Genomic DNA, 17,200 nt, shown 5'->3' with positions numbered 1-17,200 from the left:
CGGGCGACGTCCCTTGCCGCTCCTCGTCGTCCCGACCCCGATAGGCAACCTCGAAGACATCACCCTGCGCGCCCTGCGCGCCCTGCGTGAGGCCGACGTCATAGCCTGCGAGGACACCCGGCGCACCGGCAGGCTCCTCTCCCACTACGAGATCGAGAACGGCGGCCGGCTCGTCTCCTACCACGAGCACAACGAGGCCCGCAAGGCCTCCGAGCTGGCCGCCCGGGCCCGCGGGCAGACCGTCGCGCTGGTCTCCGACGCCGGGACCCCGCTCGTCTCCGACCCTGGGTACCGGCTCGTCGCGGCCTGCATAGAGGCCGGGGTGGAGGTCGAGGCTCTGCCCGGCCCATCCGCCGCGCTGACGGCGCTCGTGGTCAGCGGCCTCCCTCCCGAGGGGGCGGTGCTCGCGGGCTTCCCGCCGCGTTCCGGGGGCGAGAGGACGCGGCTCTTCGAGCGGATGAGAGTGGAGAAGGCGACCTTCGTGCTCTTCGAGTCGCCCCACAGGCTGGCGGCGACGCTCGGGGAGCTTCCGGCGGAGGCGCCGGTCGCGGTCTGCCGGGAGCTTACCAAGCTGCACGAGGAGGTCTTCCGCGGGACCGCGCAGGAAGCACTGCAACATTTCTCGGGTGGTCCGGCGGAGGGAAAAGAGGTGAAGGAGGTTAAGGGCGAGATCGTGCTCGTGGTAGGCGGAGGGGCCGCCGCTCGGACGCCCGGACCGGAGGAGGCGATCAGTCTGGCCCGGGGCTACGTCGAGGAAGGCAGCAGCCCCTCGAAGGCCGCCGCGCGGGCCGCCAGGGAGACGGGCCTCAAGAAGGCCGACGTCTACGACCGGCTGGTCGGGGGCTAGTGGCCGGAGAGCGGGGCTCCGGCATAGGAATAAGAGGCTATGAAAAGGACGACGCCCCCAGGATCGCACGCCTGTTCCACGAGACGGTACATTCCGTGAACCGGGCGGATTACTCTGCGGAACAGGCCTGGGCGTGGTCGCCGGAGGTGCCCGACCCGGAGTCGTGGCACGCACGCATGAGCAGCCGGTGTACGCTCGTCGCCGAGAGGAGAAACGAGAAAGGGGATGAGGTGATCGCCTTCGCCGAGCTGGAAGAAAATGGACATCTAGACATGTTCTACTGTCGCCGGGACTCCGTCGGGCGGGGCGTCGGTTCACGCCTGTACGCCTCTGTCGAGCGGGAAGCCCGCGAGCGGGGACTGCATCTCATCTTCACCGAGGCCAGTATTACGGCCCGGCCGTTCTTCGAGCGGCACGGTTTCTCTACCCTGGAAGAGCGGGTGGTCGTCCGCCGTGGGGTCGAGCTTACGAGCTTCAGGATGCAGAAGCCTCTGGGATTCAGAGGAGGCGTTGCCCTGTGACGGATGCCCTGGCTGGCCGGTTCTCCGTAGTGTCCAGTATTGCTCTGTATAATGCCGGGCGTGTCCGGGTCCCCGATGCCGTTAGAGGTGTAAAGCGATGTTCGTAGACTCTCATACGCACCTGCTGAGGCTGGAGGTATCGCCCGGCGAGGCGATGGAGGCCGCCCTCGCGGAGGGGGTGGAGACGGTGGTGAACATCGGGACCACGACCGAGGATTCAAAGCGGGGTGCGGAGCTCGCCGCCGCTTTGCCGGGCGTGTACTCCGCGGTCGGCATACATCCTCACAACGCCGGTGACTACACGCCGGGCGACCTCGACGCGCTGGCCGCTATCTCGGAGTCGCCGGGCGTCGTCGCCCTCGGGGAGGTCGGGCTCGACTACCACCGCAACGAGCACCCCGAGGACGTGCAGAAGGCGCTGTTCGCGGACGCCATCTACCTCGCCAACGACCTGCGGCTGCCGGTCGTGATCCACGCCCGCGCGGCCTTCGAGGACGCGATGGAGTGCCTGAAGAACGCCGAGGTCCCGGTGGTGCTGCACTGCTTCGAGGGTGGCGAGAACGAGATAAGGGCCGCCGCGGAGCGCGACTACTACATCGGGCTCGCAGGGAACGTCACCTACAACGGCAGTGCGACCGCCCCCTACCTCGCCCTCATAGACCCGGACCGGCTGCTGGTGGAGACCGACGCCCCGTACCTCAGCCCCCAGCCGGTGCGCCGGGAGCGGAACCAGCCCAAGAACTTGGTCCACACGGCGGCCTTCGTCGCCGGGGCCCTCGGGATGGAGACCGGGGAGCTCGGCGAGATAACCGCGCGGAACGCCGCAAGGTTCTACGGCCTGCCACTGGGAAATCTGGAAAACCCGGAGAGCCCGGACTCCCCTCCGGCCTGATGCCCGCCGTGTCCCAGCCTCGCCCGGGCCGCAGAGAGGCCCCGAAAAAGCGGTTCGGGCAGCACTTCCTGACCGACCCGAACACGGCCCGCATAGTCGCCGCCGGGGTCGGGGCGGGGGACGTTGTGGTCGAGATCGGGGCCGGCCGCGGCGCGCTTACCACGGTCCTCGCCGACCGGGCCCGGCTGGTCCACGCCCTAGAGGTAGACGAGGGCGTCATGCCGGAGCTGCGGGCCGCGCTCGCCGGGCGCGACAACGTCCGGGTTCACGCCGCCGACGCCTTGGTCTTCGACTATGCTGTGCTCGACCCGCCTCCGTCGGCGATGGTCGCGAACCTCCCGTACAACGTGGCCTCGCCGCTGGTGCTCGGGCTGCTGGAAAGGGTTCCGGGTGTCCGCAGGCTGCGCTTCATGGTGCAGCTAGAGGTTGCCCGTCGCATGGCCGCCGCGCCCCGCACCAAGGACTACGGCTCCTACGCGGTGCTGCTACAGCTCCTTGGCGAGGTCTCCGTGGAGCACCGGGTCTCGCGCAGGGTCTTCGACCCGCCGCCCCGGGTGGACTCGGCCGTGGTCGAGGTCCGGCGCCGCGTGGAGCCGCTTTTCGGGGAGGCCGAGTACGCGGGCTTGAAGGAGCTGGTGCTCGCCGCGTTCGGCAACCGCCGCAAGCGGCTCGCCAACAACCTGGCCGCCGGGGATAGGGCGCGGGCGCCGGAGGCGCTGGCCTCTGTGGGCCACGGGCCGGACGCGCGGGCGGAGGAGCTGTCGCCGGCGGAGTTCGTGGGGTTGTACCGGTGGCTCGAAGAAGGGGCGGGGGGTTCCCCGGGTTGAGCGGTGCCGGGAGGGTGCGCCTGCGGGCCTACGCGAAGGTCAACTACGCTCTGGAGGTCGGCGGGCTGCGCTTCGACGGCTACCATGACATCAGGACCGTGATGCAGAGCGTCTCGCTCTTCGACGAGGTAGAGATAGAGCGCGGACCCGGGGAGGGCCTGGATCTCGTCGTCGAGCCAGAGGGAGCTGAGGTAGGGGAGCCGGAGAGGAACACGGTCCGCCGGGCGTGGAGCCTGCTCCAGAGCGTCTGCGGTAGGGAACTCCCGGCCCGCGTGCGGCTGCGAAAGGGGATACCGGCCGGCTCGGGGCTCGGCGGGGCGTCGGCGGACGCTGCGGCGGTGCTGGTAGGGCTCGACGAGGTGTTCGGCCTCGGGCTCGGGGCCATCGGGGCGCGGGAGATCGGGGCCAGAATCGGGGCCGACGTGCCGTTCTGCGTCTCGGGTGGCACCGCGCTCGCGGAGGGCATAGGCGAGGTGCTTAGGCCGTTGCCCGCGCCGCCGGGGCACCGGTTGGCCATCGTCCGCCCCGGGCGTGGCGCGAGCACCGCCGCCATCTACGAGGGCTACGACCGGCTGCCGGGCCCGGGTGAACGTTGCGTCGGGGCCGTACTCGCCGCCCTGGAACGCGGCAGCCTCGAAGAGCTCGGGAGGACCGTGGGCAACGCGCTCGCGCCGGTCACCAAGAGCCTCGTCCCCGAGGTCGAGGAGTACGAGCAGGCCCTGCGCGGCGGCGAGGGCCGTGAGGGTAACCAGGGTAATGAGGGTAACGGAGCTCTGGGGGCCTCGATGAGCGGCAGCGGCACCGCCGTGTACGGGGTCTTCGGGTCCTGGGCGGCGGCCGAGGGCACCGTCTCCGGCCTCGGTGCGCCGTTCGGGGGCGTGTACGAGCCCGTCCCCTGCGGGGTGGAGAGTCTACCGGCGCCCGACGCACGCTAGGAGATGCGTATCCATGCCAGAGTGGCCGGTAATACAGGGGAGCGAGGCGTTCGTGGTGGCGCACGGGCGTCTCGAGGAATTTACGGAAAGTTTGCTGGAACAGGGACTCTCAAAGGGTGACGGGCACGAGGAGGCGGGGCGGCTCACGGCACAGGAGCTATCCCGCCTCCCCCTGCCCACCGGATACGGGAGGCCGCGACGCGCCGGGGCCCGCCTCGCGGGGAGGACGGAAACTTTTGGAAGCCCCGGCGATGCTCCGGTATAATCCCGGTGCCCGTGGCGGGATAACGCGCCCCGGATTGTGTATTCTGCACGATTGGCGCGAGCCCGCGTGAGCCCGCCAGAGACGAGAGTTCGCCGGAGGATATCCAGAGACGGGGCATACATAGCAGATGGGGCGTAGCCAAGCGGCAAGGCACCGGGTTTTGGTCCCGGGATCGCAGGTTCGAATCCTGCCGCCCCAGCCGGTCGTACCTTTATGTACCTCCAGCGTTAGACGGACCCGCCAGTGATACCGAGATCCGAGCCCGAAGGAGCCCCAGAGCACATGCCTGATCTTGTAGAGGGACGAGAGGCGCCGATCTTCGCGGCGGTACTCGCAGCCGGACGCGGGACCAGGATGAGGTCCAATCGGGCCAAGGTGCTACATACCCTGTGCGGCGTGCCGATGGTAAATTACGTGATCTCCGCGACCCGGCCACTCGCGCCGGAGAAGACTCTGGTGGTCGTCGGGCACCAGTCTGAGAAGGTCGAGGCGGTGTTGCCGAAAGTGACCGAGCCGGTCTTGCAGAGGGAGCAACGCGGCACCGGTGACGCGGTGAAGGTCGCGCTCGACGCCATAGACGAGGAGGAAGGTACCCTCCTCGTGGTCAACGGGGACGGGCCGCTCATCTCCGACAGGACGCTCTCCGGCCTGATCCGGCGGCACCGGACGGCCGGGGTGGGGGCCACGCTGCTCGTCGCCGACGTGCCGGACCCGACGGGTCTCGGGCGCGTCTCCGAGGACGCCGGGGTGGTTCGCATCGTCGAGGACAAGGACGCTAGCGAGGAAGAGAAGGGCATAAGCCTCGTAAACCTCGGGCTGTACGCCTTCGAGCTCTCCGAGATCCGGGATGCCCTGGAAGAGACCGGCACGGACAACGCAGGGGGCGAGCTGTATCTCACCGACGCGCTGGAGATCATCGGTCGCCGCAGCCGGGCCGTTACCTACGTGCTCGAAAATCCCGAGGAGGCGACGCTCGTCAACGACCGGGCGCAGCTCGCAAAGGCCGAGGAGATCATCTCCCGCCAGATCCTGGACTCCCACATGCGAAACGGCGTTACCGTGCGGGACCCGAACTCGACTCACATAGAGGCCGGGGTGGAGATAGGCCGCGACACCATAGTCCTGCCCGGCAGCCTGCTGCGCGGCGAGACCGTCGTGGGGGCGGACTGCGTTATCGGGCCGCAGTCCGACATCAGGGACACCGTGGTCGAGGATGGGGCGGCGGTGGAACACTCGGTAAGCCGGGGGGCGCGCGTCGGGGCCGGGGCCTGGGTCGGGCCGTACTCCTACCTGCGGGCCGGGACGGTGCTCGCCGCAGAGTCGAAGGTTGGGGCGTACTGCGAGGTCAAGAACACCACCGTCGGGCCGGAGAGCAAGGTCCCGCACCTCTCGTACGTGGGGGACGCCGAGATCGGGCGGGACGTGAACCTCGGGGCCGGCACGATCACGGCGAACTACGACGGCAAGAACAAGAGCCGGACCGTAATAGAGGACGGTGTGTTCACCGGGGTAAACACGAACCTGATAGCCCCGATCCGGGTCGGGCGCGGCGCATATCTCGGGGCCGGGAGCACGGCGAACAAGGACATCCCGCCCGGAAAGCTCGCGGTCGGGGCCCCGGCGCGGGTCATCCGCGACTCCCCGAACTCGGGAAATTCGCAGACCCCGGAATCCGGGCGCGCCAAGAAGAACGGCCCGGACGGAACCCCGGACGAGGGCTCCGGCGAGCCTTAGCCGGGCGGACGCCGGGCCCGGCAGAGCAGAGGCCATCGAGCAGAGGCCATCGGCCACGAAGCTACGGACCTACGAACCGAAACGGAGGGGTTTCGAACATGGAGAGCGGACATTTGGCACAGGTAACGGAGAAACGGATGATGCTCTTCTCCGGCAGCGGTTATCAGGATCAGGCGGAGAGGATAGCGAACAAGCTGGACGTGGAGCTCGGCGATATAGAGCTAACCAAGTTCAAGAACGGCGAGATGTACGCCCGGTTCGGGGAGAGCGTGCGCGGAGCCGACCTGTTCCTGGTGCAGAGCCTGTGCGAGCCCGTCAACCAGAACCTGATGGAGCTCCTCATCATGATAGACGCCGCCAAACGGGCTTCGGCGAAGAGGATAGTCGCGGTCATCCCGTGGTACGCCTACTCCCGCCAGGACCGTAAGACCAAGCCGCGCGAGCCCATTACCGCCCGGCTCGTGGCGAACCTCATCCAGACCGCCGGGGCGGACCGGGTGATGACGATGGACCTGCACGTCGGCCAGATCGAGGGCTTCTTCCACTTCCCGGTGGATCACCTCACGGCCATGCACACCTTCGTGGACTACTTTACCGAGCGCGACTTCAGGGACGCGGACGACGCCGTGGTCGTGGCCCCGGACACCGGGGAGGCGAAGGTTGCCCAGAAGCTATCGGAGCATCTGAACCTGCCGTGGGCGATCATGGGCAAGACCCGCCACGAGGCCGGACAGTCCGAGGTCACCCACGTTATCGGGGAGGTCGAGGGCAAGCGTGTGATCATGATAGACGACATCATAGACACGGCCGGCACCCTGTGTAACGCGGCCGGGAGGTTGATCGAGAGTGAGGGCGCTACAGAGGTCTCGGCTGCCGGGACCCACGGCGTGTTCTCGGGCCCGGCTTACGAGCGCATCCAGGACTCCGCGCTCAAGGAGGTCATCGTCACCGACACCTTGCCCTTGAAGGAAGACCAGCCGCAGTCTAAGATACAAACGCTTACAATCGCCCCGATACTCGCGAGCGCGATACACAACGTGTTCACAGACGCCTCCGTAAGCGAGGTATTCATGGGCGAGAATCAGCTTTTCTAGTACCAGAAGGCATTAGAAGGTCAGAGAAGGATCAGGAGAGAGAAGTGGCGAACGATAACGTGGACCTGCAGGCCAGAGAGCGCGCCGCGCGCGGCAAGAACGAGAACCGCCGCCTGAGAAAGACGGGTATGGCGCCGGCTATCCTCTACAACGACGACCCGAACGAGGTCAGCACCGCGCTCGCGGTACCGGTGAAGACGGTGGATCTCACCCTCCAGAACCTGGGCGATAACGCGCTGTACGACGTGCAGGTCGGCTCCCGCACGGCTGTGGCCCGCGTGGTGGACCTCCAGCGCGACCCGGTCTCCGGGCAGCTCGTGCACGTGGACTTCACCCCGGTGAACATGCGCGAGCGCATCGAGGTCACCGTGCCGGTCACGGTGGTCGGCGAGGCCCCGGGCGTAAACGAGGACGACGGCGTCCTGCAGCAGGTCGCCTACGAGCTACAGGTAGAGTCCCTGCCGGGCAACATCCCGCAGGAGATCGAGGTAGACGTCTCCGGGCTGTACATGAACGAGAACCTCTCACTCGGCGACATCGCCATGCCCGAGGGCGTGACCCTGATCAGTGATCCCGAGGAGGTCGCGGCAACGGTTACGGCTCCGACCGAGATCACCGAGGAGGAGATGGAGAGCGCCGGCATCGTCGAGGAGGACTCCGAGGAGATGGGCGAGGAGACCGAGGGGGGCGAGCAGGCCGCCGCCGGCGAGGAGGCCGACGAAGAAGAGGCCGAGTAGCCTCCGGTCTCCGGGGCTCGCATGGTCTTCGGACGAAAACAAGCGGATCACACGCGGGGGAGCCACACCGGCTCCCCCGTGGTCGTGGGGCTCGGAAACCCGGGCCGCTCCTACTCGCGCACTCGTCACAACGCGGGTTTCCTGACCGCCGACGAGCTGGCGAACCGCCACGGGCGCGGCACCTGGCGCAAGAAGAAAAAGGCCGAGTCCGCCTCCATAAGCCTGAGGGCGAAAGAGATCGAGCTAATAAAGCCGACCACGTATATGAACAACTCCGGCGCGGCGCTCTCGGGGAGGAAAGCCGAAGGGTTGATCGTGATCCACGACGACCTGGACCTCGACCCGGGCGCGGTACGGGTGAAGATCGGAGGCGGAGCCGGGGGCCACAACGGCCTCAAGTCCCTCATACAACACGTCGGCCCCGACTTCGTGCGGGTGCGCGTCGGCATCGGCCGTCCGCCCGAAGGCGTTGGCGTGACCCCGTACGTGCTCGGCAAGATGGAGGGCTCCGTGGCAGAGGCAGCCCCGACCGCCGCCGACGCCGTCGAGGAGATACTGGAGTCCGGCGCCGAGGCCGCGATGAACCGCTTCAACGTGAAAACGTGAAAGACGCGAAGGGCGACTAAAGAGTAGCGGCCCCGCGAACCTATAATCGAGCCAGTCGAGATAGTCATTGACCTTGTCCCAGGGTCAAGCCTTAAACTGACCTTTAGATATGGATTCTACGAGGCCAGAGAATCGGCTATTAATCGGCGAGGCCGCCCGGCTGCTCGGCATCACCCCGAAGGCTATAAGGCATTACGAGAAGCTCGGGATGATAGAGGCCCCGGAGCGTTCTGGCTCCGGGTACCGGTTGTACGCCGCCGATAGCCTCCTGCGTCTGAACAGGATCAAGAAGCTACAGCGCCTCGGCTTATCGCTCGGGAGGATCAAAGCGTTGCCTGGCGAGGGCGACTCGGGCCTCGGGCTCGAGGATGTTCTGGAGACGCTCCTCGGTGAGGTGGAGGAGCAGATCGAGCAGCTCCAGAGAAGGCGCGTCGATCTACGCCGAATGCTCCCGGACGGTACCTCCGCCGGCTCGGAGGATTCACCACCTGAAGAGGAGCCACATGCGCTCGCGGTGTTTCGCGAGCGCATGGGAGATCGTTTGGGCGGCCTCGACCCGCGGATGCTGGAGCAGATGAGAGAGCTCTGGGGCACGCTCGACGACTTCGAGTGGCCGCGGGGCTACCTGGAGTTTCAGGAGGGTCTGGCCCGTTACATGGGCGACCATCCCGAAGAGTGCGAGAGGCTGTTGGCGCTCGAAGAGCGTCTCGCGGCACTGGCGTACCTGCCAGAGGATTCCGACGAGATAGAGCTGCTCGCCGAGGACTACGCGGCGTTTTTCGCGCAGAGCACGTTATCCGAGGAGATTTTCGGGCCTGGAAGAGGGGCAAAGGCTCCTCCTATAGGAGGCATGGGGAAGATATTCTCCGGGGTCGTACTAGACGCCATGTACCCGGCGCAACGGAGGTGTATGGAGCTATTCCTCGAGCGTTTCTCTCCGGAGGACACATAATGAAAGGCTTCATGAAACGATCCTTGAAGCTGATCTTGCCGCTGGTGATCGTGGCCGAGGCGGCGCTGGTCTGGTCGGGGACCATGGATTTCGGCGATGCGGTGCTCAGCGTGGCGGGCATGGAGGCGTTTGTCGTGCTGCTCTGTATCGGGGAGGTGGTCCTCGTCGTGAAGCGTTACCGGCGGGAGCGTAGGTCCGGGCTGGACGTGTTGCAGGCCCTCGAAAGCGGAGCGTCTCTCGTGTTGCCGAATGTCGCGGCGCGGCTCATCACGCACGAGATGAGGATCTTCGCCGCGCTGTTCAAGTGGGCCTTCCGGCGCGCCAAGCTCTCGGAGGGCGAGTTTAGCTACCACAAACGTTCCCTACTGCGCTCGATGATACCGATGCTGGTCTTCGTCTTACCCGTAGAGCTTTTCGTGATCCACCTGCTCGTTTATCTGTTTTCGCCCTGGACGTGGCTCGGTTGGGCCCTGCTGGGTGTGGAGGTGTATGCTTTCTTCTGGATCCTGGGGCTCTACGCGACGCTCGTTACCCTACCTTACCGGCTCGACGAGACAGGACTCAGGCTACGCCACGGTGTTTTCGCCGAAGGGTTTATCCCTTATGAGGAGATAAAAAATGTAGCGCGAAAAATGCACATGGCCCCGAGAGCCGGAGATGGCGTGCAGTATGACCCTAATGGGGATAGCCTTTACCTGGCTACCTCGGGGAAGACAGATCTGATGCTCACCCTCTATACATCAGGATCGGTACGCGGTTTCATCAAGGAGAGCAGGCCAGCTTCCCGCATCCATCTCGCAGCGGATGAACCCGGCCGGCTCGCTTTGGAGATCGACCGGCGCATAGGGGCCCCGGCTGCTGGCCCCGGGATAGAGTCTAGGAGGCGCGGCGGATGAATCTTCCCTGGAAAGCTCTGCACTAGAAGATTGAGAAAAAGGTACTTTCCCTGGTGTCAGCTAGCTTTCTCGTTCTACGCACTCTCTGCTCATACCCTGCTGTTGACGCCACTCGTAGGCCTGTGCCATATATCCTCCAAATGCCAGGAGTGCAAGCACCACGGGAGCAAAAGCTATGCTACTCACGCCGATGAACGATAGGGCAATCGCCGCTCCCACTATTATAGAGATAGAGCCATAGACTATGAACTCGAACTGGAGATCAGTTCTAGCCAGCGTCCAACTCTTCAGCAAATCTCTCACGGAGATTAGATGCTGCTTCATCTACGCTCCTTCTAGATTAGCCAAGTTTCTTTCTTTGCATTGTACTCAAAAATTGTCGTAGACTCAGTCTCTTAACCGGTCCCACCGCAGCCGCGGCGTCTAGCCGTACAGGAGCATCTGGGTGCAGCGGAACAGGCAGATCTCACGCCCCGATTCCTCGTCCGTCACGGTCGCGTCCCAGACCTGGGTGGTGCGCCCGCCGTGTACGAGCCGGGCCTCACAGGCTATCGCTCCCGACCTTGCCGTGCCGGTGAAGTTACTCTTTAGCTCCACGGTGGTAAAGCTCTCGGCCCCGTCCGGCAGGTTCTCGAAGCATCCGTAGCCGCAGGAGGTGTCGGCGAGGGCTATGACCGTCGCGGCGTGCAGGTAGCCGTTTGGGGCCATCAGCTCTTCCCCGAGCGGCATGCGGCTCCTCAGAACTCCGCCCTCCGACGCCGTAATCTCGATCCCGAGCATTCCCGGCAGCCGGCCCTCGCTGCGCTGGTTCAGCTTCTCTACCGGGCTCTGCGTATCCGACATGCTGGTCTCCTTTACTTTGTATTCCTTGTATTTTGTATTCCGGTTCTCGCGGCGCTCTGCTCGAGTGGGGATTGTCTCAAAGTCTCAAGGGGTGGGGCGGAAAACAACGGAAATCGGTCCGGCGCCCGGGAGCCCGGTTGGATTTGCTGGGGGCGGGGGTAGAATGTCCGGGTGTCAGAACGAACCCGAACCAGACTAGTACAGGCCCCGCGCCGCGTCCGGGCCTACCTCGCCGCCCGGGAGGCCGGACAAGACCCCGTCGTGCTCCTCACATCCGACGAGGACTCCGCGGAACGCTACGCGCGAGAGGCGCGGGGGTTCACGGACGGACGGGTGGTACACCTGTCCTCTCGCGGCGTCTCCTACGGTGAGGTCTTCGACCCGCCGGTAGAGCGCGTCGGCCGCCGCCAGCGGGCGCTGCATTCCCTGGAGGGGGCCGCTCTCTTGGTAGCCGGCCCGGCCTCGTACGCGGAGCGCACCCCGCTCTACGCGCCCGTGCAGCTCTCCGGCGGTCTGGAGCTGGATCCAGAGTCCGTGATAACGCGCCTCTCCGAGCTCGGATACGGGCGGGTCGACCGGGTCTCCAAGCCCGGCGAGTTCGCGGTGCGCGGCGGTATTTTGGACGTGTTTACCAGCACCCGCCGCTCGCCCGTGCGTGTGGAGTGGTGGGGGGATGAGATCGAGAGCGTCCGAGCCGTCTCGCTGGCCACCCAGCGTGTGGTGCGAGAGCTAGAAGCCGTTACCGTCTATGCCGCCCGCGAGGGAGATCTGGCCGCGCTCGCCGCCGCCACGGACGAAGAGCTGCCGGACGAGGCCCGGCTCGGTATACGCACCCCCGGGCTCGACCGGCTGCTGATCGGGCTCGACCCCGTCTCGCCGGCGGAGGTCGTGGCCGAACGCCTGGATGGGGCGGAGCTGTGGCGCGAGGAGCCCGCGGAGACAGCGCCGGAGGACGTGGTCGAGGAGCTGTACGACGGCTGGGTGGACGGCGCTTATCCCGCAGCCGACCTGGAGTTCTCGGGCCGGGCCGACGAGGCGGAGGCCGTCAGCGCGCCCCCGGTCGCCGCCTGGGCCGAGACTATCCGCGAGGCCGGACGGCGGCTGGACTCTCTGGTGGAGGATGGCTACGCGGCGTTTATAGCATGCGGCTCCGCCGGTGAGGCCCGGCGCACGGCTTACGCCTTCGGCGAGGCGAACCGCGCCGTCAAGCAGGCCGAGCGGGTGGACGAGTCGCTGCCGCCCGCGGTGTACGCGGTGCCCGGCGAGGTCGAGGAAGGGTTCTCCTACCCCGAGGCGCGGGTGGCCGTCTTCCGGCGCGACGCGCTGTACGGCCGCCGGAGGGCGAGCCGCCGCGAGGCCGCCGCGCCGGGCCGGCAGGTCGCCTCGTTCGCGGATCTAAAGACCGGCGATCTCGTGGTCCACGCTACCCAGGGCATCGGGCGGTTCGAGGGTCTCGTCGCCAAGGAGGTGCTCGGGGCGACGCGGGACTACATGCAGGTCAGCTACCGCGACGGCGACACCCTGTTCGTCCCCTACGAGCAGATGGAGCTCCTGCACAAGTACATCGGCGGTGAGTCCGGCCGGCTGGACAAGCTCGGCGGCGAGAGCTGGGCTCGGGTCACCGACCGGGTAAGGAGCCGCGTTAGGGCGATGGCCGGAGACCTGTTGCAGCTCTACGCCGCCCGCGCAAACGCCGAGGGCCACGCATTCCCCGAGGACACGGACTGGGACCGGGAGCTCGAGGAGAGCTTCCCGTACACGGAGACCCCGGATCAGGAGGCCGCGATAGCGGCCACGAAGGCCGACATGCAGCGTGAGCAGCCGATGGACCGGCTCGTGTGCGGCGACGTCGGCTTCGGCAAGACCGAGGTGGCGGTGCGGGCCGCGTTCAAGGCCGCGCTCGCCGGCAAGCAGACCATGATGATCGCACCGACCACCATCCTCGTACAACAGCACTACCGCACCTTCGCGAACAGGCTGGAAAAGTTCGCCACCCGCGTCGAAAGCATCTCCCGGTTCTCGACCGCCGCCGAGCGCAAGAAGGTGCTACGGGACTTCGCAAACGGCGAGATAGACGTGCTCGTCGGCACCCACTCGCTCTTATCCAGCGAGGTCACGCCCAAGGACCTCGGGCTCGTGGTCGTGGACGAGGAGCAGCGTTTCGGGGTCAAGCACAAGGAGCGCCTCAAAGAGTTAAAGAGCGACGTGGACGTGCTGACGCTCACGGCGACCCCGATACCGCGCACCATGCAGATGGGCCTCTCGGAGCTTCGGGACATAAGCACCATCGAGACGGCTCCGGCGGGCAGACGCAGCATCCTGACGCACGTCGGACCGTACGAGGAGGAGATGGTCGGGCGGGCGATCCGGCGCGAGATCGAGCGCGGCGGCCAGGTCTTCTTCGTCCACAACCGGGTCGAGACCATAGACGACACGGCCGAGCGGCTACAGGCGCTGGTGCCGGAGGCGAGCTTCGTTACCGCCCACGGACAGATGCCCGAGCGGGCGCTGGAGAACGTGATGCAGACCTTCCTGGACGGCGAGGCGCAGGTGCTCGTTACGACGACGATAGTCGAGAGCGGGCTCGACGTCTCGACGGCGAACACCCTGATCGTGGACCGGGCCGACACGATGGGCCTCTCCCAGCTGTACCAGCTACGGGGCAGGATCGGGCGCTCCCGCGAGCAGGCCTACGCCTATCTCTTCGCGCCGCTCGACACCACCCCCGAGTCCCAGAAGCGCCTCGAAGCCCTGATGGACTTCACCGAGCTCGGGAGCGGCTTCGCCGTGGCGATGCGGGACCTGGAGATCCGGGGCGCGGGCAGCCTGCTCGGGGCGGAGCAGTCGGGCCAGATCGAGGCCGTGGGATTCGAGATGTACCTGCAGCTCCTGAGAGAGGCCGTCTCGGCCGCCCGGGGCGAGAGCGTCGAGCGCCGGGAGCAGAAGCCGGTCCTCGTGGAGGTGCCGCTGGACGCGTACCTGCCGCTGGAGTACGTGCAGGACGAGATCGAGCGTGTAGACCTCTACCGCCGGGCGTCGGGCCTCGGGACCCTGGCTGAGGCCGACGACCTGGCCGAGGAGCTCGCCGACCGCTTCGGGCCGCTGCCGGACCCGGCGAGGAACCTGCTCGCGCTATCGCGGGTCAAGATACTGGCCCGCGCCATAGGCGCGACCTCGGTGTCTTACCGGCAGGGCGCGCTGAACATCGTCGGGGTCAAGGGCTCCCCGGCCGCCGCGCCCGCCGCGCTCAGGAGGTCGGTCGGCGGCCAGGTCTCCGTGAAGGAGGGCAGGATCTCGGTCCGCGGTCTGAACGGCGCAAAATCCGAAGAAGGCCCGCTTGCGCTGACCGAGACGGCGCTCGGGGCGCTAAAAGACTCCGTGCTATAATCGCGGGCGTTTTGAGGGGCCGAGAGAGGGGCGGCCAGCCCCTGCCGGTGCGGCCCGGCAAGAACCCCGACCTACGTTAGGACCCCGCGCCTTGAGCACTTCCAGCACGTCGAGCATTCCGAGTACCCCGAGTCATCCCCGTTTCAGCAGGGTCCGGCACTTTACAGGTAGGGCGGTTCTAACGGGTCTGGTGGCCCTACTGCTCGCGGGCTGCGGGCCCGCCGGGTCCAACTCCGCCAATGAGTCCGGCGCGGAGACGCTGGCGAAGTTCGACGGCGGCGAGGTGACCCGGGCCGAGTTCGACGAGCAGCTGGAGGCCGTGGCTCAACAGCAGGGCCAGCAGGGCGGGGGAGAGGCGCAGTTGCCGTCCCCGGGCGACCCCCAGTACGAGCAGCTGGTGGTCCAGATCATGCCCCAGCTGGTCCAGACCGAGATCGCGAAGGCCTACGCCGAGGAGAACGGGATCACCGTCTCCGACGAGGACGTGAACGAGGAGATACAGAGCCTCAAGGAGCAGGTCGGCGAGCAGGCCCGCTCCCAGGGCCAGGGCGACCTGAGCGACGAGCAGGCCTACAATCAGGCCCTCGAACAGGCGGGTATTACGGAGAAGGAGCTGCGGCAGGACATCCGGGATCAACTCCCCCTGCAGAAGGTGCAGGAGGAGGTTACCGCGGACGCCGGTCCCTCCGACGAAGAGGTCCGCTCCTACTACGAAGATAACGAGGACTCCTTCGCCCGGCCCGAGGAGCGTTGCGCCAGCCACATCCTCTTCCCGCCCGACGCCAAGGAGAAGGCCGAGGAGGTCAAGAAAGAGCTAGAGGGCGACGGCGACTTCGCCGCGCTAGCAAAGGAGAACTCCCAGGACACCGGGACCGCCGAGGAGGGCGGCGACCTCGGCTGTGCGCCCGAGACCGACCCGCAGACCGGCCAGCAGACCTATGCCCCGGCATTCAGCGACGCCCTGTTCGCCGACGACGCCGAGGAAGGCGACATCATAGGGCCGGTAAAGACGGAGTTTGGGTACCACATAATAAAGCTGCGGGAGATCCGGGAGAAGAACACGCCGCCGTTCGAGGAGGTGGAGGGTGAGATCCGGGACCAGCTCACCCAGCAGGCCCAGTCCGAGGAGTTCCAGAAGTGGCTGGAGAAAGAGACCGAGCGCCGCGACATCCAGTACAAGGAGGGCTTCGACCCCGGCGGCTCCGCCGGCGGACAGGGAGAGACCACCGGCGAACAGGGGCAATAGGGGAAAATGGGCCGCCCGGGATTCCGCGAACGGGCCGGACACTAGCATCTGGGTGTCCCAGGGCGTAGAGTTGGGGCCTGAAAGACATAATATCTATTAGACGTCAGGGAGGATGAGGATGACGGAGATAGTAGCCGTCCGGGGACGGGAGATCCTGGACAGCCGGGGCAACCCCACCCTGGAAGTAGAGCTCGCGACCACGAGCGGGTTCACGGGCCGGGCTTCGGTGCCCTCCGGGGCCTCCACGGGCCAGAACGAGGCGGTCGAGCTCCGGGACGGCGGAGACCGTTACGGCGGCAAGGGTGTGGAGCAGGCCGCCGAGAACGTGGAAGGCGAGCTGACCGAAGCCGTGCTCGGCCTGGACGTAACCGACCAGCGCGCGCTCGACCTCGCGCTAATACAGGCCGACGGCACGGATAACAAGGGACGCCTCGGGGCCAACGCCATGCTCGGCATCTCCCTGGCGGCGGCGAAGGCCGCGGCGGAGTCTGCGAACCTGCCGCTCTTTCGCTACCTCGGAGGGCCCGGGGCTCACACCCTGCCCGTGCCCTGCGCAAACATCTTGAACGGCGGCGAGCACGCTTCCAACAACGTGGACTTCCAGGAGTTCATGGTCGTGCCTGTCGGCTTCGACGACTACGCAGAGGCGCTGCGGGCGGTCTCCGAGACCTACCAGAGCCTCAAGAAGCTCCTGGCCGAGCGCGGGCTCTCGGGCGGTATCGGGGACGAGGGCGGCTTTGCCCCGGATCTCGACGACAATGGCGCGGCGCTCGCGCTTATGAGCGAGGCCGTCGAGCGCAGCGGGTACACGGTCGGGGAGGAGATCTCGTTCGCCCTCGACCCGGCGTCTTCGGAGTTCTACGAGGACGGCACCTACAACCTCAAGGGCGAGGGCAAGACGCTGTCGCGCGAGGAGATGGTGGACTACTACGTCCGCCTCTGCGACGAGTACCCCATAATCAGCATCGAGGATGGATTGGCCGAGGATGACTGGGACGGCTGGCGCATCCTGACCGAGAAGCTCGGGAGCCGGGTACAGCTCGTCGGCGACGACCTGTTCGTGACCAACAAGGAGATACTCGGGCGCGGCATAGATGCCGGGATCGGCAACTCCATCCTGGTAAAGGTCAACCAGATCGGCACGCTGACAGAGACCTTCGAGGCCATGAGCCTCGCCATGACCTCGGGCTACACGACCATGATCAGCCACCGCAGCGGCGAGACCGAGGACACCACCATCTCCGACATCGCCGTGGCGCTGAACGCGGGCCAGATCAAGACCGGAGCCCCGGCACGTGGCGAGCGGGTCGCCAAGTACAACCAGCTCCTGCGCATCGCCGACGAGCTCGGCGACGCCGCGGTCTACCCCGGACGCGCGGCCTTCAACCCGCGCCCGGCCCGGAGCGGGAGGTAAGGCG

The 17,200-nt window shown here is 66.7% G+C and carries 17 protein-coding genes and 1 tRNA gene; 16 read left to right on the top strand and 2 right to left on the bottom strand.

The window, feature by feature from the left end; all coding sequences use genetic code 11:
* The first annotated feature begins 13 nt into the window (after positions 1-13).
* The 13 genes from rsmI (at position 14) to ABD53_RS04445 (ending at position 10,306) form a co-directional block, all read left to right on the top strand.
* Positions 14-847 carry a 16S rRNA (cytidine(1402)-2'-O)-methyltransferase gene (gene rsmI, locus ABD53_RS04505; protein WP_047864564.1) on the top strand — a complete coding sequence of 278 codons (834 nt, stop codon included), beginning with the start codon at positions 14-16 and terminating at the stop codon, positions 845-847.
* The gene (locus ABD53_RS04500; RefSeq protein WP_053057671.1) at positions 847-1,368 is read left to right on the top strand and encodes a GNAT family N-acetyltransferase; all 522 of its coding nucleotides are present in this window, start codon (positions 847-849) and stop codon (positions 1,366-1,368) included. The genes rsmI and ABD53_RS04500 overlap by 1 nt, the downstream gene beginning before the upstream one ends.
* A 97-nt stretch (positions 1,369-1,465) precedes the next feature.
* On the top strand, positions 1,466-2,260 hold the full coding sequence (locus tag ABD53_RS04495) for a TatD family hydrolase (protein WP_047864563.1): 795 nt from the start codon (positions 1,466-1,468) through the stop codon (positions 2,258-2,260).
* Positions 2,261-2,268: 8 nt separating this feature from the next.
* Positions 2,269-3,087 carry a 16S rRNA (adenine(1518)-N(6)/adenine(1519)-N(6))-dimethyltransferase RsmA gene (gene rsmA / locus ABD53_RS04490; protein WP_160309624.1) on the top strand — a complete coding sequence of 273 codons (819 nt, stop codon included), beginning with the start codon at positions 2,269-2,271 and terminating at the stop codon, positions 3,085-3,087.
* On the top strand, positions 3,084-4,022 hold the full coding sequence (gene ispE / locus ABD53_RS04485) for a 4-(cytidine 5'-diphospho)-2-C-methyl-D-erythritol kinase (protein ID WP_160309623.1): 939 nt from the start codon (positions 3,084-3,086) through the stop codon (positions 4,020-4,022). Before rsmA ends, ispE begins: the two co-directional genes overlap by 4 nt.
* Before the next feature lie 13 nt (positions 4,023-4,035).
* Positions 4,036-4,287, top strand: coding sequence for a hypothetical protein (locus ABD53_RS04480; RefSeq protein ID WP_047864561.1), 252 nt, complete (start codon positions 4,036-4,038; stop codon positions 4,285-4,287).
* 128 nt (positions 4,288-4,415) lie between these two features.
* Positions 4,416-4,486, top strand: a tRNA-Gln gene (locus tag ABD53_RS04475).
* Between the two features lie 83 nt (positions 4,487-4,569).
* Entirely contained in the window at positions 4,570-6,021 is a 1,452-nt protein-coding gene (glmU, locus tag ABD53_RS04470) for a bifunctional UDP-N-acetylglucosamine diphosphorylase/glucosamine-1-phosphate N-acetyltransferase GlmU (protein WP_047864560.1), read from the top strand.
* 98 nt (positions 6,022-6,119) lie between these two features.
* The gene (locus ABD53_RS04465; RefSeq protein WP_047864559.1) at positions 6,120-7,115 is read left to right on the top strand and encodes a ribose-phosphate diphosphokinase; all 996 of its coding nucleotides are present in this window, start codon (positions 6,120-6,122) and stop codon (positions 7,113-7,115) included.
* Between the two features lie 44 nt (positions 7,116-7,159).
* Positions 7,160-7,852 (top strand): 50S ribosomal protein L25, encoded by a 693-nt coding sequence (locus ABD53_RS04460; protein WP_053057669.1) that lies wholly within the window; start codon positions 7,160-7,162, stop codon positions 7,850-7,852.
* A 21-nt stretch (positions 7,853-7,873) separates the two neighbouring features.
* Entirely contained in the window at positions 7,874-8,458 is a 585-nt protein-coding gene (gene pth / locus ABD53_RS04455) for an aminoacyl-tRNA hydrolase (protein ID WP_047864558.1), read from the top strand.
* A 109-nt stretch (positions 8,459-8,567) separates the two neighbouring features.
* On the top strand, positions 8,568-9,410 hold the full coding sequence (locus ABD53_RS04450; RefSeq protein ID WP_047864557.1) for a MerR family transcriptional regulator: 843 nt from the start codon (positions 8,568-8,570) through the stop codon (positions 9,408-9,410).
* Positions 9,410-10,306 carry a YdbT family protein gene (locus tag ABD53_RS04445; RefSeq protein ID WP_047864556.1) on the top strand — a complete coding sequence of 299 codons (897 nt, stop codon included), beginning with the start codon at positions 9,410-9,412 and terminating at the stop codon, positions 10,304-10,306. The genes ABD53_RS04450 and ABD53_RS04445 overlap by 1 nt, the downstream gene beginning before the upstream one ends.
* Before the next feature lie 60 nt (positions 10,307-10,366).
* On the opposite strand, the gene ABD53_RS04440 is transcribed toward ABD53_RS04445, so the two are convergent.
* Entirely contained in the window at positions 10,367-10,630 is a 264-nt protein-coding gene (locus ABD53_RS04440) for a hypothetical protein (RefSeq protein WP_047864555.1), read from the bottom strand.
* Between the two features lie 99 nt (positions 10,631-10,729).
* Positions 10,730-11,149 (bottom strand): PaaI family thioesterase, encoded by a 420-nt coding sequence (locus ABD53_RS04435; protein WP_047864554.1) that lies wholly within the window; start codon positions 11,147-11,149, stop codon positions 10,730-10,732.
* A gap of 171 nt (positions 11,150-11,320) precedes the next feature.
* Between ABD53_RS04435 and mfd the strand changes: the two genes are divergently transcribed.
* From mfd to eno, 3 genes are all read left to right on the top strand, one after another.
* Positions 11,321-14,536 (top strand): transcription-repair coupling factor, encoded by a 3,216-nt coding sequence (gene mfd, locus ABD53_RS04430; protein ID WP_152670571.1) that lies wholly within the window; start codon positions 11,321-11,323, stop codon positions 14,534-14,536.
* A 91-nt stretch (positions 14,537-14,627) separates the two neighbouring features.
* Entirely contained in the window at positions 14,628-15,782 is a 1,155-nt protein-coding gene (locus tag ABD53_RS04425) for a peptidyl-prolyl cis-trans isomerase (RefSeq protein WP_084709298.1), read from the top strand.
* A 118-nt stretch (positions 15,783-15,900) separates the two neighbouring features.
* Positions 15,901-17,196 (top strand): phosphopyruvate hydratase, encoded by a 1,296-nt coding sequence (gene eno, locus ABD53_RS04420; protein WP_047864552.1) that lies wholly within the window; start codon positions 15,901-15,903, stop codon positions 17,194-17,196.
* Positions 17,197-17,200: the final 4 nt, after the last annotated feature.

The organism is Rubrobacter aplysinae (assembly GCF_001029505.1).
Lineage (GTDB): Bacteria > Actinomycetota > Rubrobacteria > Rubrobacterales > Rubrobacteraceae > Rubrobacter_A > Rubrobacter_A aplysinae.
This window is presented reverse-complemented; position numbering and strand designations above follow the sequence as displayed.

Coding starts and splice junctions, on each gene's coding strand:
- ABD53_RS04495 (WP_047864563.1), top strand. CDS start 1,466: ATGTTCGTAGACTCTCATACGCACCTGCTGAGGCTGGAGGTATCGCCC.
- ABD53_RS04480 (WP_047864561.1), top strand. CDS start 4,036: ATGCCAGAGTGGCCGGTAATACAGGGGAGCGAGGCGTTCGTGGTGGCG.
- glmU (WP_047864560.1), top strand. CDS start 4,570: ATGCCTGATCTTGTAGAGGGACGAGAGGCGCCGATCTTCGCGGCGGTA.
- ABD53_RS04465 (WP_047864559.1), top strand. CDS start 6,120: ATGGAGAGCGGACATTTGGCACAGGTAACGGAGAAACGGATGATGCTC.
- pth (WP_047864558.1), top strand. CDS start 7,874: ATGGTCTTCGGACGAAAACAAGCGGATCACACGCGGGGGAGCCACACC.
- ABD53_RS04450 (WP_047864557.1), top strand. CDS start 8,568: ATGGATTCTACGAGGCCAGAGAATCGGCTATTAATCGGCGAGGCCGCC.
- ABD53_RS04445 (WP_047864556.1), top strand. CDS start 9,410: ATGAAAGGCTTCATGAAACGATCCTTGAAGCTGATCTTGCCGCTGGTG.
- ABD53_RS04440 (WP_047864555.1), bottom strand. CDS start 10,630: ATGAAGCAGCATCTAATCTCCGTGAGAGATTTGCTGAAGAGTTGGACG.
- ABD53_RS04435 (WP_047864554.1), bottom strand. CDS start 11,149: ATGTCGGATACGCAGAGCCCGGTAGAGAAGCTGAACCAGCGCAGCGAG.
- eno (WP_047864552.1), top strand. CDS start 15,901: ATGACGGAGATAGTAGCCGTCCGGGGACGGGAGATCCTGGACAGCCGG.